Here is a 14,978-nt window from a genome sequence, read left to right as displayed (position 1 = left end):
GCTTGCCTCGTGCCTTCCCTGTCCGCTACCGGGAAAATCCGCCGGAAATACGTCAGTCACGAAGTTAGCGGGCCGGTCCCTTGTCGGTCGGGGTCAAGGTCGTTCCCTAGGCGCGACGGTGCCGAGATAGCGCGCCACCCGCGGATCGCCGTCTCCGGCCAACAGGGCGCGCGTCGGCCCGATCGCCGCGATCTCGCCGGCGTCGAGAAATGCCGTCCGGTCGGCGTGGCCGACAGCATCCTCGGGATGGTGCGTGACCATGACGATCGCCGGCGGATCCGCGCGCCCTACCCGCAATTCGGTCAGGATCGCCAGCATCTCGCGGCGAAGAGCAGGGCCAAGGGCGGCGAAGGGCTCGTCGAGAAGGAGAAGCGGCCGATCGCGCAGAAAGACCCGCGCCAAGGCCACGCGTTGCCTTTCGCCGCCCGACATCTCGGCCGGGCGCCGCTTGCCGAAGCCCGCCAGCCCGACCGCGTCCAGAGCCGCCTCGACGCGGCGTCTGTCCGCGGCAGCCACCCGGAGATCGGGCGCGATGCCGAGGGCGACATTGCGGAAGACGTCGAGATGGGGAAACAGATTGTTGTCCTGGAAGACGATGCTGAGCGGGCGTTCCGCCGGCGCGACACCAGCCATCGCGCGTCCGTCGACGGCGATCGTGCCCGCGGAGGGCGCAGCGAACCCCGCTACGAGGTCAAGCAGCGTCGACTTGCCGGCGCCGCTCGGACCGATGACCGCCAGCCATTCGCCAGCCTCCACCGCAAGATCGAAGCGCATCTCGCTGCCGCCATGGGCAAAGCGGACGTCATCGAGGACGAGGGCCTTCTTCATGCCGGATGGTCCCTTCGTGTCAGTCCGCGCTCGGCCAGGGCCATCAGCGACAGGCACAGGATGCCAAGGAGCAGCGCCAGTCCGGCCGCGTCGGCCGTGCGATAGCTGCCCATGCGCTGCAGCAGGAGATAGGGCAAGGTCACCAGGTCCTGGCTGCCGAACAGGGCGATGGCGCCGAGATCGCCGAGCGAGATCGCCAGGGCGAAGGCAAAGCCGAGGGCAACCGGCGCGCGCAAGACCGGCCAGTCCACCACCCGCAGTCGCGACAGACCTGCAAGGCCGAGGCTGTCGGCCAACCGGCCAGTCGCCTGGTTGGCCGCCGCCAGCGCCGGCCCGACGATGCGCACGATGAAAGGCACGGCCATGGCGGCGTTGGTGGCGACCACGACATAGGGCGCAGCGGCAAAGACGTCGGTGACCTGCCGCAGCGCGAGGAACCAGCCGGCCCCGACCACGATGGGGGGAACAACGAGCACGAGACTGGCCGTCGTCTCCAACCCGTCACCGAGCGCCTGCCTGCGTGGGGACAGCCGGTCCTCCGGCGCGTTGCGCAGCGCCTCGACGGCAAGGACGATGGCCAGCGAGACGGCCATCGCAAGAAGCGCGGCGGCCGTCGCGATGACGATGCTGGTGATCGCCGCACGATGGACCGCCGGATCGGCCAGCAATCGCGCCAGGTCCGCTTCCAGGCCGCGCACCACCACCGCGACGAAGGGCGCCAGGACGAAGCCGATGCCGAGGAGCAGCACGAGCGCGTCCACCGCGGCCCGCGCAGGACTGCGGCGATCGTAGCGCAGCGCGCGGCCGCCAAGGCCGAAACCGGCGGCGACATCGCCGCCGAGACGGGTCGCCAGCCACAGGACGATCGCTGTCAGGCCGATCTGGACGAGCGACAGCGTGATCGCACGGCCGGGATCGAAGTCGTAGCGCAGCGACTGGTAGATCGCGACTTCCAGCGTCGTGGCGCCGGGCCCGCCCCCCAGCACCAGAACCAGAGTGAAGCTGGTGACGCAGAGCATGAAGATCAGGCTTGCGGCCGCCGGCAGTGCACCGCGCAGGGCCGGCCATTCGACAAGCCGGAACGTGGCCAGCGGGCTCAGCGACAATTGCCCGGCGAGCTTCCAGCTTTCGGCCGGCACGCGATCGAGCCCGGCCAGCATCAGCCGGGCGGCCAGCGGCAGGTTGAAGAAGACATGGGCGATCAGGATGCCGGAGAGACCATAGATGTCGAGCCGCGCCAGTCCGATCGCCGCGAAAGCATCGGAGACGAGACCGTTGCGGCCCCAGATGGTGAGGATCGCCAGCGCGCCGACCAGCACGGGCAGCACCTGCGGCAGGAGAAACAGGCGCAGCACCGCACGGCGACCGGGAAAGCGGGCACGATGCAGGGCCAGTGCCAGCGGGATGGCGCCCACCACCGACAGGAGGGTCGACAGCACCGCCTGCTCGAGGGTGAACAGGACGACGCCGAGGAGATAGCGATCGCCGGCCACCGCCCGAAAATCGGGTACGGCGCCGGTCGCAAAGAGAAGCACGACGAAGGCACCGGCGAGGAAGCCGACGAGGATACCGGCAGCGCCGAGGCCGAGGCCGATCCGCCAGGCACGATCCGCAGCACCGGTCATGAACGCCTCACCGGGACGCGCGCTCGATCGTCAGCGGCCGATCGCTTCGAGCCATTCCTGCGTCCATGCCTTGCGGTTCGCCGCCACGGTTTCCGGATCGATCATCAGCGGCGTCTCCACCTGCACCAGGCGGCCAAACGCTTCAGGCAGATCGATGCCGTCCGCGACCGGCAACGTCCAGTTGGTGGTGGGGATCAGCGACTGCACCTCGGCGGTCAGCATGTAGTCGAGGAAGCGGGTCGCCAGTTCGGCGGTTTCGGTCGTCTTCAGCATCGCCGCCACCTCGATCTGCAGGTAGTGGCCCTCCGCGAAGGCCGCGGCCTGATAGCGGTCGGTGTCTTCCTCGATCATGTGGTAGGCGGGCGATGTCGTGTAGCTGAGAACCATCGGCACCTCGCCGCTAGTGAACAGGCCATAGGCCTCGCTCCAGCCGGGCGTCACGGTCAGGATGCGCTTCGACAGCTGCGCCCATTTGGCGGCGGCCTCGTCGCCATAGATCTTCTTCATCCACAGCATCATGCCGAGGCCGGGCGTCGAGGTCCGCGCGTCCTCGATGGCGATCTTCACCTCGGGATCGCCATTGACCAGATCGTCGAGGCTCGCCGGTGGTTCGGCGATCGCTTCGCTGTCGTAGACGAAGGCGAGATAGGAATAGTCGTAAGGGACGAAGATGTCGTCCGAGAAGCCGGTCGGCACGTCGAGACCCGAGAGATCCGCCCCGCTCGGCGCGAACATGCCGGTCGCCTTGGCCTCGGGGATGAGATCGGTGGTCAGGCCGAGGACGACATCGGCTTCGGTCGAGGGGCCTTCGAGCTTGAGACGATTGAGGATCGCGACGCCGTCCTCGAGCCCAACGAACTGCAGATCGCAGGCGCACACCACTTCAAAACCCGCCTCGATCTTCGGGCCCGGCCCCCATTCGGGCGTGAAGCTCTCATAGGTGTAGACGGTGAGCACCGGCTTGTCGGCCTGGGCGACCGCTCCGGTCACGCCGGCCAGAAGGGCGGCGGCGCAAACGCCGAGATGGCGAACGGACAGCGGCAGGAGGAAGACGGGTCGGGCCATGATGGTGCCTTTCGAGACGGCGGCTTTCGAAACGAAAGCATCCGCGAGACACCCGCCGACGCCCGCATCCCTCCGCCGGTATGAGCCGGATCAGGTTCGACGGGTCGGCATGCGCCTCTCAGCCCGAAGGCACCCCGTGTGAGCATGGGAAGACTTAGAGGCCACGCCGCTTGCCGGCAAGGGCGGCCGCGCCCCTGAGCCAAGGGACAGCTCTGCCCTGCCCCGGTGCCGAGCTCTCGCGTCAGACTGCCAGGCTGCGCGCCGACGTTGCGAGCAGACGATGCCCTGGCCGGCAATCTCCTTACGAGGTCGAAGCAGCCGATTGGCGTTTGCGGCCCGATGCTGTAGGCGAGCCGCGATGTCGCGCTTTTCCATTCTCCTTGCCGGCCATATCGCCCCGACCCCTGCGCTGATCAATGCGGTGGAGGGCACGCGGGTCATCGCCGCGGATGATGGCCTGCGCCATGCTGCGGAACTGCAGGTTACGCCGGAACTCTGGGTCGGCGATTTCGATTCCAGCCCGCCGCGACCGGCGATCGAACTGACCAGCCTGCCCCGCGAACCCTATCCCCGCGACAAGGCGATGACCGACGGCGAGATCGCCATCGAGGCGGCGCTGACGCGTGGCGCGACCGGCCTGCTTCTGGTCGGCGCGCTCGGCGGCCCGCGCAGCGACCACGCCTTTGCACATCTGATCCTGGCCCTGCGCTATGCCGCCCGCGGCATCGACGTGGAGTTGTTCGACGGTATCGAACGCGCCTGGCCACTGGGACCGGACCGCCGCGCCTTCGATCTTGCGCCCGGCACGCAGTTCTCGATCCTGAAATTCTCGGATCTTTCGGGGCTGACGATCTCCGGCGCGAAATGGCCGCTCGACGGTGTCGACCTGCCATTCCACTCGATCCTCACCCAGTCGAACGAAGCGCTGGGGCCGATCGCCGTGACGATCCGCCAAGGCACGGCGCTGCTCGTCGCCCAGGCCGATCCCAAGGTCCGCTGATCCGCAATATCGCCGCACAAGAGCTTCGCGAGCAGACTTGGCGAACCCTGCGCCTTCGACTAGGTTGCGCGCGGTCGGTCCCGTAGCTCAGCAGGATAGAGCATCAGATTCCTAATCTGAGGGTCACTGGTTCGAATCCAGTCGGGATCACCAATTGCTTTGCGCCCTGCGGCAGGGCCACGCGGCTCCTCGCCGCGTACCCATGCACGGGGATATACAAGCGACAACCGAATACATCGCGTTGAGCAGCCGCTGATCCCAGTCTGTTAATGTGCCGATTCTCCCGAAGCGTTGCTTCGATTGCTAGTGCTGACGCTGGCCCTCGTACACTTCGGCACGATGCAACGCCCCGCCAGCGCGCCTTCAACGCACCGGTTCACCGTGAACTCCCCGTGACCGTTAAGTATTTTAGTAAGCAGGGGTCATCTAACACTCTATCCAAACAAGGCCACTTGCATCTGCAGTGAGGGGATGGGATGTGTGCCCTCAGAAATACAACGCGAATCTGTCTATGACGTGAGATGCAGGCCAACCGGTGATGTTGCACCATAATTGTCTCGGGGTATCGGCGGAGTGGAGAGCACTAGGTCGCGGCCAACAATCGTGTTGCTTACAGCCGGAGTTCGCCGGAAGCATCCGTCCCTGGAATTGACGCTCTCTCCTTATGTGGTCCATCCGCCTGCGTCGTAGATCAAGGACCAGTCCAAACAGTGAGGTCATCCACTCAGGATGGATGAGCCAGAAAGAACCAATCCAAAATACATGCATACATTCATGGACTTCATGAGACGGATCTTTGCGTGGCATCACTGGATCCCCATTAGTATCGACCTGCGCCGCTCGCCTTTTGATCTTCGCCCGCTAACGGCCACGTCTGCTCCGACGCTAATACAGCGAGGGGTCCAGAATCGTTCTCGCATCCTCATGTCGGCCAAAACCAATGTTGAGAATTCGTCAGCAACGCAGAAGGCGCTCCAACGCCCGGCGGAGAGGACTGCCCGGCGGCCGCATGATATTGTGAGCGTCACCTGGGATTACGACTTCCTGAAAGGCTGCTTGCTCGCAACGACGTTACTGGTACTCACGACCGGCGTTATGCTCTGGGCGGTCTGGAGCGCGTTATCGTCATTAATCGGTTTACTTTTCTAATCTCTTCAGAAGACCTCGGCGAGTTGGTGGCGGACCCGACCGGACGCACTGGTCAAACCTGTGCCGCATCCTCATGCCACCCCGTCGCCGGTGTCGGAACTGGTACACTCCCTCTGCCCGCCGCCGGCTTTCCTTATATCGCGACTTCCACGCGGTTGCGGCCGCGGTCCTTGGCGAGGAAGAGCGCTTCGTCGGCGGCCTTGAAGAGGCGCTTGAAGGACAGGTCTTCCCCCTCCTGCGTGGCGACGCCGACACTGACGGTCACGTTGCCGTTCTCCTGGTCGCCATGGAAGACCTTGTCGTCCACGGAAAGCCGGATCCGTTCGGCGGTCTGCAGGGCCGCTGCCGGGGTGGCATCCGCCATCGCCACAACGATCTCCTCGCCGCCGAAGCGGGCAACCGCATCGGATTTGCGGACATTGGCCCGGACCACATCCGCCACCTTCAAGAGGATCGTGTCCCCGACATCGTGGCCATATGTGTCATTGACCTGCTTGAACCGGTCGATGTCGATGACGAGCACCGAGATCGGCCGGCCATTGCGCCGTGCCACCTCCACCATCTCGCTGGTGCGACGCTCCAGATGGCGGCGATTGGGCAGAAGGGTCAGCGGATCGGTCGACGCCTCCGCCTCCAGCGCCCGGCCAAAGACGAAAGCCTTGCGCTCGCTGCAGAGAAAGCGACCGAGGACGAGAACCCCGATCACGTCGGCAACCGTCATCGGACCGATGGTCCGCAGGAAGATCTGCGACGCGCTGTCGACGGGCACCGTCAGGATGAAGAGAAACGGCACATTGCAGAGAAGGCCGAGCACGAGGAGGTCGCGGGTGCGGGCCGGCTGCATCTTCTCGAAAACGAAATGAGCGAAATAGGCACCGATGGCCGCGATGGCCACGATGTTCGCGATCCCGCTCATCGTACCCGAGCCGCCGAGATGCAGCCGGAAAAGACTGGTGACCAGCGCGGCCACCGTCGCGGCTCCCGGTCCGCCGAATGGGGCCGCCAGGACCAGCATGACCGCCCGCGGGTCAATCCGCAGGCCCGGCGCCAGTTCGACCGCATTGGCGATCGACAGCGATGCCCCGACACCGAACAAGAGGCCCAGTGCAAGGCTTCGCCCAAGCCCCGGCTCGGCTTTGCGCAGGGCCCAGCCATACATCATCGTCACCAGCGCGAAGATGCCGAGGCCGTTCACGACGCCGAGAAAGAAACCCATATTTGGCAAAGTTCTGGCTCCGATCCTGCCGCCTCTATCTGCAATAGCCGCGACGGGTTACGAAGCCACAAACACCGGGAACGACACGGCTATCGGCCGCAGAAGAAATTCGGGCCCGCGGAGAGACCGGTTGGCCGGGGCCTTCTTCGCTGCCGTGCGACCGCTCCCGTGACCGTACAATGCCGTCGATGCAGGATCGCGCCATGACCAGACAACGATCGTCCCTCGGCCTGTTCGGTGTCTTCGGGCGATCCGAGGATCTGAAACAGCTCGACAGCGCTCTGCGCTCCGTCGACCTGCATCCCCGGATGGTGCCGGAGGCAGTGAAGCTGACGGTGGTCAGGCTGATGCAGGATCATGCGATCGGGGCGTTTCCCGCGCCGCAAGCCTACCGTGCCGCGGCCGAGATCCTCGGCTATTGCATGATCGGCGCGGAAGGCTTTGCCGGCGCCAACGACGTCGATCTGGCGCTGCGGGTCGGCGAGCGGATCGAACGCGCCATGGAGGCCGGGGACAGCCTCGACGCCCAGATCGTGCTGGTCACGATGACCGCCCGGGTAATCCAGCCGAGCGTCGTCGAACGCTTCGAACTGACGCTCGATACGCAATAGCGTCCCCTCCCCCCCGGGAGGCTGCAGGCTATTTTGCGATGCGCAGGCTCGACACCTGTTCGGTGATCGAATCGAACGCCGCCATCAGGTCGCTCGAGCTCTTGGCGTCGTAATAGAGCTTCTTCGTCGGATCGGTGATGCCGTAGGACGCGCACTGCTCCATCAGCTTCTTCACCGAGGAGCCATTGTTGAGATCGAAGGCGATCGTGAAGATGACGATCCCGTCCTCGCCGGTGGCCTTGCGCCCGTCATCCTTGATGTTCTGGCAGATCGCCGCGACCTTCTCGTTCATCGCGGAGACGAAGCTCGATCGGTTCGCCCGCTTGCTGGTCGTGCTGGTGTCATCGAAGATCCGCCCCCAACTATGATTGCCATAGGCGTCGTAGGTACTGGCATAGCCGAAGGTGCCGTAGCCGGATTCGTTGTAGTCGTTCTCGTCGCTGCCGTAATTGTTGTCGCCGTCGGTCATCAGCACAAGGACCTTCAGATTGTCCTTGGCATCGTTGGCTCGGCCCTGGGTGAAGGGTTCGCGGGCCGACAACAGCCGCCAGCCCCAGGCGATGCCTTCAGGAATGTTGGTTTCGCCATCCGCATCCATGGCGTTGATCGCCGCATTGATCGTGGTCTGGTTGTCGGTCAGCGGCGTGATGGGTGTCGACCGGCAGCCACGGTTCGGGCCAGGGTGTTTGCCACGCTGCAAGTTGCTGCCGTCGAAATATTTTGCGACCTTCGACTGGACCGACATTGCCGCTTCGGCCCGCATCGAGCGGCTGCCGTCATCTTCCAGATAGTCGTTGTCGCCCTTGTTGCCATCGTATTCGTCCGGTCCGAAGCTTGGCACAAACAGCGTGTCGGGATTGGCGTAGTTGGGTTCCGCGTCGGTGATCGCCAGCCCATTCGGTCGCGATTCCACGCAGCCCAACCAGGGCCCCAATTCGTTCTTGTGGTGCGCGTTCTCATAGACGAAGAACCGCGTCAGCGGCGTCTTCGAGGAAATCTCCTGCCAGTAGTCGCCTGTCGGGCTTCGCTCCGCCAGATTGACACCGCGGCTCGTCTTCCAATTGGCCCAGTCGAGATATTCGTTGTGGATCGAGGATCGTCCCTTGGTGTCCATCCATTTCGCGTCGTGATTGTCCGGCCCGATATTGACCGCTGCGGCGAAGGGGACGACGCCGAACTGGACCGGCAGCTTCAGGGTCGAGGACGCGGCGCCCTTCAGGAACTGATCGGTGAGACCGATGGCGGCTTCCTTGATGGTGTCGATCTTGCGCTTGCCGCCACCGGATTTCGGCCGGCCGGTCATCGAGCCGGAATTGTCGAGCACCATGACCAGTTCGATGGACTGGTTCTGGACGACGATCTGGCTTCGGGCCGCCAGCGGAAACGCGCGCCAGTCGAGTTCGCCGGCGGTCACGAAGGAGAGGAGGTCGCCGAAGATGGTCGGATGCCGGCGGGCGGCCGACACCTGCAGAACCGTCGAGCCGTCCTCGTTGAAGATGCCGTCATAGCTGAAGTCGGTGTTCGCGCGCGCATCGGCCCCGGCGTTCTCGAAGAAATAGCCTTCCGCGATCTTCGACAGGTGGGAATCCTGCTGGTTGTTGGAATATTCCCGACCGGCGGCCAGCGCTGCGATATCGACCGAATGCTGGAGGTTGCGTTTCGACGCGTAGATCCCGGAGATGTCCACCGCAGCGCCCATGCAGCAGGCGAGGATCGGCAGGGTCAGTCCGAAGACGACCGCCACATTCCCGGATTCCGCCGTCCAGAACCGCTTGCCTGATGCGCTTTTCACGAGATCGATCTCCCCAACGGCCCATTCCTGGCGCGCAAACCTTACCTATGGTCCGTTTCCATATGGTTTCGCGACAGCCGACAATCCGCCGGATGGCCCATGTCCAGGCCTCCCGCATGCCGGACGCATTGACCGCCCCGGCCGAGGCTGCAAGAACACCCGCAATGACCCCGTCCGATGCCGTCTTCGACTGCCAGGCCTGCGGCGCCTGCTGCGCCTATTCGGCCGACTGGCCCCGCTTTTCCATCGAGAGCGACGCCGCGCTCGATCTGATTCCCGCCGCGCTGGTGGCGAGCGATCTCAGCGGCATGCGCTGCGAGAACGACCGCTGCGCCGCGCTTTCCGGCGTGGTGGGCACCGGCACGGGTTGCACGATCTATGGGCTGCGGCCGCAGGTCTGCCGCGAATGCGTTCCCGGGGGCGAGGATTGCCGGATGGCGCGGCAGCGTTTCGGGCTCGACTGTGATATGCTGCCGGCAACGGGCGAGGCAGTCTAGGACGACAGCCCCCGCTTACCGGCGATCATGCCGGCGTGAAATCTCGGCCGACTGGCACATATACTCCTGACAGGCAGGTTCGGGTTTTGACCCGACCCCGTGCCACGACCGCATTCAGGAGGCGCCCATGTCGACCCCGCCCGCCGCAAGACCCGGCGACGAAGGCAATGACAACGCGCCGCAGACGGCGGAAAATCTCTGCCGCAGATGTGGTGGATCGGGGACCGTCGATGGCGAGCCCTGCCCGGAATGCAAAGGCACCGGGCGTATCGCCGAAATCGTTGGCGACGCCTGACAACACGGCTCGGCATGCACCGCATCCCGACCATTCTTGAAGAAACGAGGACACAGATGGCAGCCAGGGCAGCCCATGAAGACCGGACCTACAAGGTGACCGAACCGGTCGATCTCGGCGACGGTCTGATCCTCCCGGTGGGGACCTATTCCGGACGCCTGCAATGGACGGAGTTCGCACAGGTCAACGGACCGCCGCGGATCGTCAGCCAGCGCTTCGTGCTGCCGCTGTCGGCCGAGGAAGTGAAGGGTTTCGGCGGCAAGCTCGGCCGGACCCAGAAGCTGCGCGAGGTGGATATTTCCAAGCTCGTGGCGAACGGCCTCATCGTCGAGGTCTGACGCCGCCGGCATTCGATGCCGAAGGTTTGCAAAGGGGCGGCGGTCGGGTTCGACCGGCCGCCCCTTTTCATGTCTGCCCGCCGGACGCGCGGGTCAGGCCGCAAGCGCCTCATAGGCGTCGACCATCTCGCGGCCGAGCGACTGCGCGACGGCCCGGTTGGTGATCAGGCCGCGATGGACATTCAGCCCGTGCAATAGATGCGGGTCGTCCGACAGCGCCTTCAGACCGTTGTCCGCCAGGGCCAGCCCGAAGGGGAGCGTGGCATTGTTGAGGGCGTGCGCCGAGGTGATCGGGACAGCGCCGGGCATGTTGGCAACGCAATAATGGACCACGCCATCGATCTCGAAGGTCGGCTCGGCATGGGTGGTGGCGCGCGATGTCTCGAAGCAGCCGCCCTGGTCGATGGCGACATCCACCAGCACCGCGCCCTTCTTCATGCCGGGCAGCATGGCCCGCGTCACCAGCTTTGGCGCCGAGGCGCCGGGGATCAGCACCGCGCCGATGACCGCGTCGGCGGCGAAGACCTCTTCCTCGATCGCCGTACTGGTGGAATAGCGCGTCTGCACCCGGCCAGCGAAGAGATCGTCGAGCTCGCGCAGCCGGGCGATCGAGCGGTCGAGGATGGTGACATCCGCGCCGAGGCCGATCGCCATCTTGGCGGCTTCCTTGCCGACCACGCCGCCGCCGATGATCACCACCTTGCCGCAGGCCACGCCGGGAACGCCGCCGAGCAGAACCCCGCGGCCACCATGGGCCTTTTCCAGTGCGTGGGCCGCGGCCTGGATCGACAGGCGGCCCGCGACCTCGGACATCGGTGCGAGCAGCGGCAGACCGCCGCGTCCGTCGGTCACCGTCTCGTAGGCGACGGCGGTGACGCCGGAGGCGATCAGACCCTCGGTCTGTTTCGGATCGGGCGCGAGATGCAGATAGGTGTAGAGGATCTGACCCTCGCGCAGCTGCGCCCATTCGGCGGGCTGCGGTTCCTTGACCTTCACCACCATGTCGGCCGTCTTGAAGACCTCCGCGGCGTCCGCCGCGATGGTGGCGCCCGCCGCCTCGTAATCGGCGTCGCTGGCGTCGATGCCGGCACCGGCGCCGGTCTCGATGATCACGTGGTGACCGTGACCGACATATTCGCGCGTCGCCGACGGCGTCAGGCCGACGCGGTATTCGTTGTTCTTGATCTCCTTCGGGCAGCCGACGCGCATCCGTTTCCTCCATCTGTGGGCATCTGGATTGAAACGTGGTTCCGGCGCAATGTCCCCGCGTTTTCGCCTGCCAGAACCGCGAGGATCGATGTTTTCTTGCGTTTGGGTGCCGTCTTGCGCAAACTTCTGCGGATGGAGACGATCGACCGCTTCGATCTGCAGATCATGCGCACCCTGCAAAGGGAGGGCCGGCTGTCGAACGCGGCGCTGGCCGAGCGGGTGGGTCTGTCTGCTTCGGCCTGCTCACGGCGGCTCGACCGGCTGGAGGCAAGCGGTGCGATCCGCGGCTATCATGCCAAGCTGTCCAACCGGACGCTCGGTCACACCATCACGGTGATCGTCAATATCGGCCTGTCCGGTCAGACCGAGCGGCAACTCGCCGAGTTCGAGGCCGCGGCAAAGGGCTGCCCGAACGTCCTGGTCTGCTTCCTGATGTCGGGGGAGTACGACTATCTCCTGCGGGTCGCGGCCCGCGATCTCGAAGACTACGAGCGCATCCACAAGACCTATCTGTCGTCGTTTCCGCATGTCGTGCGGATCAATTCGTCCTTCGCCCTGCGCGAAGTGCTGGACCGAACCACGGTCGGCATCGATCCGAACCTGTGACAGCGCGCCGTGCCGGCCGAACGGTCTGTCGCCGGCTCAGCCGACGGCCGTCCGTCCGGCATCGACCATGAACGGATCGGCGGAGGCGGCACGGGCATGCTCGGTGAAGACCCGGCCGACACCGATCAGGATCGGACGGTCGACGCCGATCCGGGCGACGATGGCGCCGAGGTCGGCGAGGGTGCCGGCGGCGCGGGTCTCGTCGTCGCGCGACAGATTGGCGGCGACGGCGACCGGGGTCGCGGCCGGCAGGCCGTGATGGATCAGGCGTTCGGCGATCTTCGCCGCCATCCGGCCGCCCATGTAGAAGACGGTGGTGGCGTGATCGTCGGCCAGCGCATGCCAGTCGAGGTCGTCCGGCAGGCCGCCCTTCTTGGAATGACCGGTGACGAAGCGCAGCTGCTGGGCCCGGTCGCGATGGGTCAGCGACACGCCGAAGCTCGCCGCCAGCGCCGAGGCGGCGGTGATGCCCGGCACGATGGCGACCGGAATGTTTTCGCGCGCCAGCTCGTCCAGTTCCTCGCCGGCCCGGCCGAACACCGATACGTCGCCGGATTTCAGCCGCACCACGTGCTTGCCCGCCTTGGCGAAGCTGACCATCATGGCGTTGATGTCTTCCTGTCGGCAACTGTCGCGGGCGGCGCGCTTGCCGACCAGCATGCGCCGGGCCTCGCGGCGGGCGAGCTCGAGGATCTCGTCGGAGACGAGGTCGTCGAACAGGATCACGTCGGCCGCCTGCAAAGCGCGCACCGCCTTTAGGGTCAGGAGTTCGGCTTCGCCGGGCCCCGCCCCGACCAGGGTCACGCGGCCGCCGGCCTGGGGCGAGCGCGCCAGATCGTCGATGAAGCCGCCGGCCGCTGCCTCGGCCGCGGCATCCGGCAGCTTCGTGGTGAAGGCGCTGTCGGCGAAGCGTTCCCAGAAGGCACGGCGCAGCGGGCCCGGCGCCAGCCGCTCCATCACCGCGCCGCGGACTCTGGCGGCCAGGGCCGCCCACTGGCTGAGCGCCGGCGGCAGCAGGGTCTCGATGCGGCGGCGGATCGCCTGGCCGAGGATCGGGGCGGCGCCGTCGGTGGAAATGCCGATGACCACCGGCGAGCGATTGACGATCGTGCCGAAGCGGAAATCGCAATAGGACGGCTTGTCGACGACGTTGACCGGCACGCCGGCTGCCCGCGCCGCGCAGGCGAAAGCCTGGCCCTCGGCGAGGCTCTCTGTATCGCCGACGGCGATCGCCGCCCCGGCGAAGACATCGGTCGCCCAGGGCCGGTCGTGATGAACGATGACGCCGGATTCCGGCGGCACGGCGAGAAGCTCGGCCATCTCGCCATCGATCCCGTCGGCCGGGACATAGAGATCGACATGGGCGCCCGCCGAGGCCAGAAGCTCGGCCTTCCAAGCCGCCCCCGGCCCACCGCCGGCCATGACGACGCGCTTGCCCGCCAGATCGAAGAACACCGGCAGGCTCGCCAGCGGCCCCATGCGCTGCGAGCGCTGCCGCGCGCCATTGGCATCGGCCTCGTCGAGGCTGTCGTCGCTCACCAGAATCGGGCGCTCGGCCATGGATCCGTCCTCGGTCGTCCTACTCGTCACTCTCTTGTGACATAGCGTCCGGGGCGGTCACAGGGCGAGGCGTAATTTTGCGTCCCGATACGCCCACCGGGATCGTCCTTCGCGCGGGGCCGGCTTGCAGAGCATGGTCGTTCCGGCGGCCGGCAAACCCAACGAACAGATGCCGCAGGGCCACGCGTGCTGGCGCAACGTCGCTTGATCTCCAACTCATCGGCAACCCATCCGCCTTGATGGAAAACCATTCCCGGATTGCCGCGGTGGCACGACATGCTTTGCTCTTGTCTGTCTTCAAGAGAGGGGTTACGTCGCCACGACAGGCGAGACACGCCGGCGATCGCCGTTGCTGCTCGCACGAATGACGGGGCCCTTCGTACGGGCCCGAACAGGCCAAGGATCAGACATGACCTATCTGGTGACCGACAATTGCATTCGCTGCAAGTACATGGATTGCGTCGAGGTCTGTCCGGTCGACTGCTTCTACGAAGGCGACAACATGCTCGTCATCCATCCGGATGAGTGCATCGATTGCGGCGTCTGCGAGCCGGAATGCCCCGCCGAGGCGATCAAGCCGGACACCGAGCCCAATCTCGACAAATGGCTGAAGATCAACACCGAATACGCCGAGAAATGGCCGAACATCACCGTCAAGCGTGATGCGCCTGCGGATGCGGAAAAGTTCGACGGCGAAGACGGCAAGTTCGAGAAATACTTCTCGGCCGAGCCCGGCCAGGGCGACTGAGCTCTTTCAGCTTGTTCAAGATGCACGTCGCCGGTCAGGCGCTGTCCCAGCGCAGGCGCTCATGGGCGCGGCGCTCCTTCTTAGTCGGCGGCCGCGCCGAGGGCTGATAGCCCGGTGCGGCCTTGCCCTTGGCCGCTTCCTTCTGTTCCGCGATAGCTTCCCGCGTCGGTGACAGATCCTCGTAGAGGGTCGCCGCCTCGCTGGCCGGTCCGCGCCGTTCCCCCGGATCGACGATCTTCAGGACGAGGACATCGTCCCGGCGTGTGATCGTCAGCGTGTCGCCCGGGCGCACGGCCCGCGCAGCGTTGTCGGTCTTGTCGCCGTTGATGCGAACGCCGCCGGCCTGGACCAGCTTCTGGGCAAGGCTTCGCGACTTCACGATCCGCGCGAAGAACAGCCATTTGTCGATGCGCTGCCCCGCGGGTGCTGCCGGAGCCAT

The 14,978-nt window shown here is 65.7% G+C and carries 15 protein-coding genes, 1 tRNA gene and 1 riboswitch; of the genes, 8 read left to right on the top strand and 8 right to left on the bottom strand.

The features are described 5' to 3' along the window. Window positions 1–93: 93 nt before the first annotated feature. The 3 genes from thiQ to thiB are packed head-to-tail and all read right to left on the bottom strand — an operon-like array spanning window position 94 to window position 3,518. Complete coding sequence (gene thiQ / locus J3367_RS09125) at window positions 94–828, bottom strand: thiamine ABC transporter ATP-binding protein (RefSeq protein WP_024349822.1); 735 nt, start codon at window positions 826–828, stop codon at window positions 94–96. After that, window positions 825–2,453 carry a thiamine/thiamine pyrophosphate ABC transporter permease gene (thiP, locus tag J3367_RS09120; RefSeq protein ID WP_024349821.1) on the bottom strand — a complete coding sequence of 543 codons (1,629 nt, stop codon included), beginning with the start codon at window positions 2,451–2,453 and terminating at the stop codon, window positions 825–827. Before thiP ends, thiQ begins: the two co-directional genes overlap by 4 nt. A gap of 30 nt (window positions 2,454–2,483) precedes the next feature. Beyond that, window positions 2,484–3,518: a thiamine ABC transporter substrate binding subunit gene (gene thiB, locus J3367_RS09115; protein WP_024349820.1), complete on the bottom strand. Its 1,035-nt coding sequence runs from the start codon at window positions 3,516–3,518 to the stop codon at window positions 2,484–2,486. 50 nt (window positions 3,519–3,568) lie between these two features. Continuing rightward, a riboswitch (TPP riboswitch) is annotated at window positions 3,569–3,665 on the bottom strand. A 211-nt stretch (window positions 3,666–3,876) separates the two neighbouring features. On the opposite strand from thiB, the gene J3367_RS09110 reads away from it, so the two are divergent. Both J3367_RS09110 and J3367_RS09105 read left to right on the top strand, forming a co-directional pair. Further along, window positions 3,877–4,518, top strand: coding sequence for a thiamine diphosphokinase (locus J3367_RS09110; protein ID WP_024349819.1), 642 nt, complete (start codon window positions 3,877–3,879; stop codon window positions 4,516–4,518). Window positions 4,519–4,594: 76 nt separating this feature from the next. Continuing rightward, a tRNA-Arg gene (locus J3367_RS09105) sits at window positions 4,595–4,671 on the top strand. Window positions 4,672–5,800: 1,129 nt separating this feature from the next. Here the strand turns inward: J3367_RS09105 and J3367_RS09100 are convergent. Beyond that, window positions 5,801–6,883, bottom strand: a complete 1,083-nt coding sequence (locus J3367_RS09100; RefSeq protein ID WP_244495376.1) for a GGDEF domain-containing protein — start codon at window positions 6,881–6,883, stop codon at window positions 5,801–5,803. A gap of 203 nt (window positions 6,884–7,086) precedes the next feature. Here J3367_RS09100 and J3367_RS09095 point away from each other — a divergent pair, with 203 nt between their 5' ends. After that, entirely contained in the window at window positions 7,087–7,494 is a 408-nt protein-coding gene (locus J3367_RS09095) for a hypothetical protein (RefSeq protein WP_024349816.1), read from the top strand. 28 nt (window positions 7,495–7,522) lie between these two features. On the opposite strand, the gene J3367_RS09090 is transcribed toward J3367_RS09095, so the two are convergent. Continuing rightward, a complete protein-coding gene (locus tag J3367_RS09090; protein WP_421460723.1) occupies window positions 7,523–9,286 on the bottom strand; it encodes a pilus assembly protein TadG-related protein in 1,764 nt (587 codons plus the stop codon). A 164-nt stretch (window positions 9,287–9,450) separates the two neighbouring features. Between J3367_RS09090 and J3367_RS09085 the strand changes: the two genes are divergently transcribed. The 3 genes from J3367_RS09085 to J3367_RS09075 all read left to right on the top strand — a co-directional run bounded on the left by J3367_RS09085 (window position 9,451) and on the right by J3367_RS09075 (window position 10,416). Further along, on the top strand, window positions 9,451–9,783 hold the full coding sequence (locus J3367_RS09085) for a YkgJ family cysteine cluster protein (protein WP_024349814.1): 333 nt from the start codon (window positions 9,451–9,453) through the stop codon (window positions 9,781–9,783). A 127-nt stretch (window positions 9,784–9,910) separates the two neighbouring features. After that, the gene (locus tag J3367_RS09080; protein ID WP_169513620.1) at window positions 9,911–10,078 is read left to right on the top strand and encodes a hypothetical protein; all 168 of its coding nucleotides are present in this window, start codon (window positions 9,911–9,913) and stop codon (window positions 10,076–10,078) included. A 56-nt stretch (window positions 10,079–10,134) separates the two neighbouring features. After that, window positions 10,135–10,416 carry a hypothetical protein gene (locus J3367_RS09075; protein WP_024349813.1) on the top strand — a complete coding sequence of 94 codons (282 nt, stop codon included), beginning with the start codon at window positions 10,135–10,137 and terminating at the stop codon, window positions 10,414–10,416. Between the two features lie 93 nt (window positions 10,417–10,509). Here J3367_RS09075 and ald read toward each other — a convergent pair whose 3' ends face one another. Continuing rightward, window positions 10,510–11,625 (bottom strand): alanine dehydrogenase, encoded by a 1,116-nt coding sequence (ald, locus tag J3367_RS09070; protein WP_024349812.1) that lies wholly within the window; start codon window positions 11,623–11,625, stop codon window positions 10,510–10,512. A 132-nt stretch (window positions 11,626–11,757) separates the two neighbouring features. Here ald and J3367_RS09065 point away from each other — a divergent pair, with 132 nt between their 5' ends. After that, on the top strand, window positions 11,758–12,231 hold the full coding sequence (locus tag J3367_RS09065; RefSeq protein WP_009210791.1) for an Lrp/AsnC family transcriptional regulator: 474 nt from the start codon (window positions 11,758–11,760) through the stop codon (window positions 12,229–12,231). A 36-nt stretch (window positions 12,232–12,267) separates the two neighbouring features. Here the strand turns inward: J3367_RS09065 and cysG are convergent, their stop codons facing one another. Further along, window positions 12,268–13,710, bottom strand: coding sequence for a siroheme synthase CysG (gene cysG / locus J3367_RS09060; protein ID WP_024349810.1), 1,443 nt, complete (start codon window positions 13,708–13,710; stop codon window positions 12,268–12,270). Between the two features lie 490 nt (window positions 13,711–14,200). Between cysG and fdxA the strand changes: the two genes are divergently transcribed. Beyond that, entirely contained in the window at window positions 14,201–14,539 is a 339-nt protein-coding gene (fdxA, locus tag J3367_RS09055; RefSeq protein WP_024349809.1) for a ferredoxin FdxA, read from the top strand. Window positions 14,540–14,573: 34 nt separating this feature from the next. On the opposite strand, the gene J3367_RS09050 is transcribed toward fdxA, so the two are convergent. Then, window positions 14,574–14,978, bottom strand: a complete 405-nt coding sequence (locus J3367_RS09050; RefSeq protein WP_029702864.1) for an RNA-binding S4 domain-containing protein — start codon at window positions 14,976–14,978, stop codon at window positions 14,574–14,576.

Origin of the sequence: Aurantimonas sp. NFXS3 (assembly GCF_049132005.1) — a bacterium.
Taxonomy (GTDB): Bacteria; Pseudomonadota; Alphaproteobacteria; order Rhizobiales; family Rhizobiaceae; genus Aurantimonas; species Aurantimonas coralicida.
This window is presented reverse-complemented; position numbering and strand designations above follow the sequence as displayed.

Bases quoted from the DNA above. Each gene is read 5' to 3' on its own strand.
- thiQ (WP_024349822.1), bottom strand. From the start codon at position 828: ATGAAGAAGGCCCTCGTCCTCGATGACGTCCGCTTTGCCCATGGCGGC.
- thiP (WP_024349821.1), bottom strand. From the start codon at position 2,453: ATGACCGGTGCTGCGGATCGTGCCTGGCGGATCGGCCTCGGCCTCGGC.
- thiB (WP_024349820.1), bottom strand. From the start codon at position 3,518: ATGGCCCGACCCGTCTTCCTCCTGCCGCTGTCCGTTCGCCATCTCGGC.
- J3367_RS09110 (WP_024349819.1), top strand. From the start codon at position 3,877: ATGTCGCGCTTTTCCATTCTCCTTGCCGGCCATATCGCCCCGACCCCT.
- J3367_RS09100 (WP_244495376.1), bottom strand. From the start codon at position 6,883: ATGGGTTTCTTTCTCGGCGTCGTGAACGGCCTCGGCATCTTCGCGCTG.
- J3367_RS09095 (WP_024349816.1), top strand. From the start codon at position 7,087: ATGACCAGACAACGATCGTCCCTCGGCCTGTTCGGTGTCTTCGGGCGA.
- J3367_RS09085 (WP_024349814.1), top strand. From the start codon at position 9,451: ATGACCCCGTCCGATGCCGTCTTCGACTGCCAGGCCTGCGGCGCCTGC.
- J3367_RS09080 (WP_169513620.1), top strand. From the start codon at position 9,911: ATGTCGACCCCGCCCGCCGCAAGACCCGGCGACGAAGGCAATGACAAC.
- J3367_RS09075 (WP_024349813.1), top strand. From the start codon at position 10,135: ATGGCAGCCAGGGCAGCCCATGAAGACCGGACCTACAAGGTGACCGAA.
- ald (WP_024349812.1), bottom strand. From the start codon at position 11,625: ATGCGCGTCGGCTGCCCGAAGGAGATCAAGAACAACGAATACCGCGTC.
- J3367_RS09065 (WP_009210791.1), top strand. From the start codon at position 11,758: ATGGAGACGATCGACCGCTTCGATCTGCAGATCATGCGCACCCTGCAA.
- cysG (WP_024349810.1), bottom strand. From the start codon at position 13,710: ATGGGGCCGCTGGCGAGCCTGCCGGTGTTCTTCGATCTGGCGGGCAAG.
- fdxA (WP_024349809.1), top strand. From the start codon at position 14,201: ATGACCTATCTGGTGACCGACAATTGCATTCGCTGCAAGTACATGGAT.
- J3367_RS09050 (WP_029702864.1), bottom strand. From the start codon at position 14,978: ATGGCTCCGGCAGCACCCGCGGGGCAGCGCATCGACAAATGGCTGTTC.